Source organism: Pseudonocardia pini, from assembly GCF_013870575.1.
GTDB lineage: Bacteria > Actinomycetota > Actinomycetes > Mycobacteriales > Pseudonocardiaceae > Pseudonocardia > Pseudonocardia pini.
Map to the genome: position 1 here is coordinate 1 of NZ_JACBXB010000354.1, position 5,471 is coordinate 5,471.

The 5,471-nt window shown below is 74.0% G+C and carries 5 protein-coding genes and 1 pseudogene; 1 reads left to right on the forward strand and 5 read right to left on the reverse strand.

Going from position 1 to position 5,471, the window contains the following annotated elements; genetic code table 11:
• Positions 1–375 precede the first annotated feature (375 nt).
• Both H5J29_RS19225 and shbA read right to left on the reverse strand, forming a co-directional pair.
• Positions 376–1,101, reverse strand: a pseudogene (locus H5J29_RS19225) (maleate cis-trans isomerase family protein); the annotation flags it as partial.
• A gap of 113 nt (positions 1,102–1,214) precedes the next feature.
• Positions 1,215–1,796, reverse strand: coding sequence for an RNA polymerase sigma factor ShbA (gene shbA, locus H5J29_RS19230; RefSeq protein ID WP_312858309.1), 582 nt, complete (start codon positions 1,794–1,796; stop codon positions 1,215–1,217).
• Positions 1,797–1,923: 127 nt separating this feature from the next.
• Between shbA and H5J29_RS19235 the strand changes: the two genes are divergently transcribed.
• Complete coding sequence (locus H5J29_RS19235) at positions 1,924–2,568, forward strand: DsbA family oxidoreductase (protein WP_181782421.1); 645 nt, start codon at positions 1,924–1,926, stop codon at positions 2,566–2,568.
• A gap of 58 nt (positions 2,569–2,626) precedes the next feature.
• On the opposite strand, the gene H5J29_RS19240 is transcribed toward H5J29_RS19235, so the two are convergent.
• The 3 genes from H5J29_RS19240 to H5J29_RS19250 form a co-directional block, all read right to left on the reverse strand.
• A complete protein-coding gene (locus H5J29_RS19240; protein WP_181782423.1) occupies positions 2,627–3,412 on the reverse strand; it encodes a hypothetical protein in 786 nt (261 codons plus the stop codon).
• Positions 3,413–3,432: 20 nt separating this feature from the next.
• On the reverse strand, positions 3,433–5,112 hold the full coding sequence (gene ilvD, locus H5J29_RS19245; protein WP_181782425.1) for a dihydroxy-acid dehydratase: 1,680 nt from the start codon (positions 5,110–5,112) through the stop codon (positions 3,433–3,435).
• 155 nt (positions 5,113–5,267) lie between these two features.
• A partial coding sequence (locus tag H5J29_RS19250) for a DbpA RNA binding domain-containing protein (RefSeq protein ID WP_181782426.1) occupies positions 5,268–5,471 on the reverse strand: 204 nt, incomplete at its 5' end.

The window sequence follows — 5,471 nt, forward strand, 5'->3', positions numbered from 1 at the left end:
GGCGTCGACCAGGTCGTGCGGGTCCGCGGGCGTGACGAGCACGGCGCCCGGGTCGTGCGCGCCGAGCCCCTCCCGGATGGCCTCGGCGAGGTCCTCGGCGCTGCGGGCGGACCCGACGAACATCTCGTCGACCACCGAGCGGGAGTCCTGGCCGTGCACGGCGAGGCCGAGGATGTTGCCCTCCGCCCGCGCGACGGCCTCGGTCAGCCGGGCCAGCGCACCGGACTCGTCCGGCAGCCGGACGCGGACCTTGTGCAGGACCTGGGGGCCACCGGGGCCCCCGCCGCCCAGCTCCGGGCCCTCCTCGCGGGGACGGGGCTGGTCGGGGACCACGCGCAGGTGCGGGGCCGGGGTGTGCCGGGTGGAGCCGTGGACCAGCGACTGCCCCGGCCCGACGGCCCGGCGCCCGACCGCGCGCAGCGCCGCCCACATCGTGACCTGGTTGGCGGTGACCACCGGCTTGCCGAGCAGCCGCTCGAGCGGGGCGATCACGTCGTAGGTGGAGAGGTTGGTGCAGCTGATGAAGACGGCCTCGGCCTCGGGCCGGTCCGCGGCGCGCACGGCCCGCACGACCTCGTCGTAGGACACCCGCCAGATCTGGCCCAGCAGACCGAGCCCCACGCTCCCGACGGTCTCCACCCCGTGCGAGGAGAGGAACTCCTCGAGCATCCGGGTGAGGTCGTCCACGTACGGCGTGACGACGGCGATCCGCGTGGCGTCCAAGGCCTTCAACGCCTCGACCAGGGCACCGGCGGTGGTCAGCGCGAGCGGGGCGCCCGCGTCGGTGATCACCCCGGTGAGGGCGATCTCGCCCGCCGCGCCGTCGACGAAGCTGCCCGACGTGCACGCGTACGCGACGACCCCGGGCTCGGGCTCCAGCACGTCCCGCGTGGCCCGCCGGACCGGGTCGGGATCGGAGATCGCGCGCGCCATCTCGGCGGTGACCGGCGAGGGGACGAACGGGGTCCGGGTGACGTGCAGTGCCGCGTCCTCGGGGACCCATCGCCACAGCTCACGGTCCAGGGCGAAGTCGAAGGGGACGATCACGCCGACCCCGGAGGTCGGCGAGGGGCCCGGCGCGGAGAGCGCCTCCTGCTCCAGGCCCTCGGCGCGCTCGTGCATGCCGTTCACGGTGGAACCACGGGGTTTCCGGGTGTGATCCGCCGTGTTGCCGGCAGGTAAGGGAACGGGCGGACCCGGTCGATCGGCACCGATCAGTGCGCGACCGCCGCCTCGGCGGCGGCGATGTGCGCGCGCACGCTGGCCAGGGCCCGGTGCTGCATCGCCCGCACCGCCCCCGCGGTGCTCCCCACGACGGCCGCGGTCTCCTCGGCCGACAGCCCCACGGCCAGCCGCAGCAGCAGGACCTCGCGTGCCGTGCGGGACAGCCGGTCGAGGGCGGGGCGCAGCCGGGCGAGGTCGTCGTGCACCACGGCCCACTCCTCCGGCCCGGTGTCGGGGTCCGGCTCGTCCGGGACCAGGTCGGTCAGCCGGTCCCCGCGGGCGGCCGCGCGGTAGGCGTCCCCCACCTCGAACACCGCGATCCGGTGCACCAGTGCGAGGAACGGCCTGCCGCGGTCCTCGTAGCGCGGCAACGCGTGGAGCACGGCCATGCAGACCTGCTGGGCGAGGTCCTCGGCGGTCAGCCCGGGCAGCGCGTGGCCCAGCCGGGCCCGGCAGTAGCGGAGGGCGAAGGGATGGACCAGGCGGATCACCTCGTCGACCGCGGCCCGGTCCCCCGCCGACGCCCGGGCGACCAAGGCGAGGTCCGGACCGTCCTGGCTTGTGTCCCTCACGGACCGAAGCGTGTCCCTCGGGACCGCACCTCGGCGCGGCGCCCGCTGAGAGCACGCTGTGAAGAAGCTCCTGACCTGCGGTGATCGCTGCGGAATCGATCCTTGCGGACGGACGTTCCGAGGGAGTGTGAAGGTCGAGATCTGGTCCGACGTGGCCTGCCCCTGGTGCGCGATCGGCACCCGCCGCATCGCCACCGCCCTGGAACGCTTCCCCCACGAGGTCGAGGTGCGGTACCGCAGCTTCGAGCTGGATCCCCAGGCCCCGCGCGGTCACGAGGGCGACCGGACGGAGCGTCTCGCGGCGAGGTTCGGCACGGACGTCGCCCAGGTGCGGGCGATGGAGCAGCGGGTCGCGGACATCGCCGCGCAGGACGGGCTCGTGTTCCACCTCGAGAGCGCGCGGGACGGCAACACCGCGGACGCCCACCGCCTGCTGCACCTCGCGTGGGAGCTCGGCGGCTCGGAGCTGCAGGTGCGGCTGAAGTCCGCGCTGGTCAAGGGCCTGTTCACCGACGGAGAGCCGATCGGGTCGCCCGAGGCCCTGCACCGGATCGCGGTCGGTGCGGGCCTGCCCGAGGCCGACGTCGAGCGCGTCCTGGGCTCGGACGAGTACCTCGCCGCGGTCCGCGCCGACGAGGAGCAGGCCCGCCGCTACGGAATCACCGGCGTGCCCTTCTTCGTCGTCGACGAGAAGTACGGCCTCTCCGGCGCCCAGCCCGCGGACACCCTCGTCGAGGTCCTGGAGAAGGCCCACACCGACCAGCCGAGATGAACGTCAGTGTCGTTCGATCATGGTCGGAACGACACCGAGGTTCATCTCGGCGGGGTGGTCAGGCGGGGACGCCCTCCGGGAAGGCCAGGTAGGTGTTCGCGTCGCCGTCGCCGTAGAGGGCCACCAGGCCTGCGGCGATCCACATCAGGCCGGCGAGGAAGTCGTCCTCCAGGGCGTCCGCCTCCGGGCCGAGGACGGCGTGGCGCTCCTCCTCCGAGCCGATGATGCCGATCAGCTGCGCGACGACCTCACCGGGCCGCTCCCCCAGCGTCCGGCCCGCCCACTCGGGGACGCGGGTCCGCGCCGCCGTGGGGATCGGGCGGGGGCCGTGGTTGCCCAGCCAGCCGAGGAGGACCGCCAGGGCCATCCACTGCGCCGGGGCGCCGCCGAAGCCCTCCGGGTCCGCCTCGGGCCCGGCGGTCTCGCCGTCGGAGGCGACCAGGCAGCGCACCTCCTCCCGCGCGGGCTCCGGCGAGGACGTGCCGAGGGTGTCCACGACGGCCCGGCGGACCCGGTCGTCGATGATCTCGACGACCAGGTCGGTCTCGTCCGAGTCGGCGAGGGCCCCCACGTTGGCCTCGAGGACCTCCAGCCACTCCGGGTTGCCGTCGTGCGGGCCGACCTGGCGGATCGTGCGGATCTCGGCGACGGTGTAGCGCATCTCCTCGACCGCCTCCAGCTCCTCGAGCCGGGCCGGGTCGCCGTCGACACCCCAGTCGTCGAGTCCGGGGAGCGTGGTGATCGGGCGCAGGGGCTCGACGGCCCCCTCGGGCCGCGCCCGGCGCTTGCGCGCGGCGACCTTCGCGGCCCGCTTCTGACCCCGACCCTGCTGCTTCTTCCCCACGCCGCTCCTCTCCGGACGAGTCAGGAACAGACGGCGCCCTGCGCCGCCGACCCGACGAGTCTGGCGTACTTCGCCAGGACCCCCGTACGCCGCCCCTGCTCCGGGCGCACCCAGGCCGCGCGGCGCTTCTCGATCTCCTCCGCGGGCAGGTCGAGGTCCAGCGTGCGGGTCACCATGTTCAGCACGATCGGGTCCCCGTCCCGCACGAACGCGATCGGCCCGCCGTCGGTCGCCTCGGGCGCGACGTGCCCGATGCACAGCCCCGTCGTGGCCCCCGAGAACCGCCCGTCCGTGACGAGCAGGACCTCCTTGCCCAGGCCCGCCCCCTTGATCATCCCCGTGACGGCGAGCATCTCCCGCATCCCGGGGCCGCCGCGCGGACCCTCGTACCGGATCACGACGACGTCGCCGGGGACGACGGTGCCGTCGGACACGGCGTCGAGCGCGCCCTGCTCGCCGTCGAACACCCGGGCGGTGCCGCGGAACTCCGTGGAGTCGAAGCCCGCGCTCTTGACGACGGCACCCTCCGGCGCGAGCGAGCCGCGCAGGATCGTGATCCCGCCCGTGGGGTGGATCGGGTCGTTCATGGCGTGGATGACCGTGCCGTCCAAGGGCGTGTCGACGTCGGCGAGGTTCTCCGCGACCGTCTTCCCGGTGCAGGTCAGCGCGTCGCCGTGGAGCAGGCCTGCGTCGAGCAGGGCCCGCATCACCACGGGCACGCCGCCCACCTGGTCCACGGTGCTCATCACGTGCCTGCCGAAGGGCTTGACGTCCGCGAGGTGCGGCACGCGGTCGCCGATCCGGTTGAAGTCGTCGAGCTCGAGGGGGACCTCGGCCTCGGCCGCGATCGCCAGCAGGTGCAGCACGGCGTTCGTGGAGCCGCCGAACGCCATCACCACGGCGATCGCGTTCTCGAAGGCCTCCCGGGTGAGGATCTGCCGGGCGGTGATCCCCTTCTCCAGCATCCCGATCACGGCCTCGCCCGAGGCGCGGGCGATGCCGTCGCGACGGCGGTCGACGGCGGGCGGGGCGGCCGAGCCCGGCAGCGCCATGCCCAGCGCCTCGGCCGCGCTCGCCATCGTGTTCGCGGTGTACATGCCGCCGCAGGCGCCCTCGCCGGGACAGATCGCCTTCTCGATCTCGGTCAGCTGCTCGCGGGTGATCAGGCCGCGCACGCAGGCCCCGACGGCCTCGAACGCGTCGGAGATGTTGACCTCCCGGCCGTCGACGTGGCCGGGCAGGATCGAGCCCGCGTAGACGAACACGCTCGCCAGGTCGAGGCGGGCCGCGGCCATCAACATGCCGGGCAGGGACTTGTCGCAGCCGGCGAGGAGCACCGTGCCGTCGAGCCGCTCCGCCTCGACGACGGTCTCCACCGAGTCCGCGATGATCTCGCGGCTGACCAGCGAGAAGTGCATGCCGACGTGGCCCATCGAGATGCCGTCGGACACCGAGATCGTGCCGAACTCCATCGGGTAGCCGCCCGCGCGGTGCACACCCTCCTTGGCCGCCTGCGCGAGCCGCTGCAGCGACAGGTTGCAGGGGGTGATCTCGTTCCAGCTCGACGCGACGCCGATCTGCGGCTTGGCGAAGTCCCCGTCCTGGAACCCGACGGCGCGGAGCATCCCGCGCGCCGCGGTGCGCTCGATCCCGTCGGTGACCTGCCGGGAGCGGGGCTTGAGGTCGTGGGTCTGCGTCATGGGAGGCGCCCCTGTCGTGTGGTGGGTGGGCTGTCTTGCTACCGCTGCACCGCTCCGGCCACAACCGGGGGCGGATGCACCACCCACACCCTGGTCACCACGCGGAACGGCCCCGCACCCGGGGTCGGGTGCGGGGCCGTTCGGTCGTGCGCGGGTCAGCTGATGGCGCGGTCCCGGCGGACGTTGGCCCGCCGACCCTTCAGCGTGGTGACGCCCCGGAGCGAGCGCAGGACGTCGTCCGCCGCGTGCTCGGGGATCTCCACCAGGGAGTGCCGCTCGTGGATCTGGATGGCGCCGATGTCTCGGCCCGAGAGCCGCGACTCGTTCGCCAGCGCACCCACGATGTCCTGCGGGCGGAC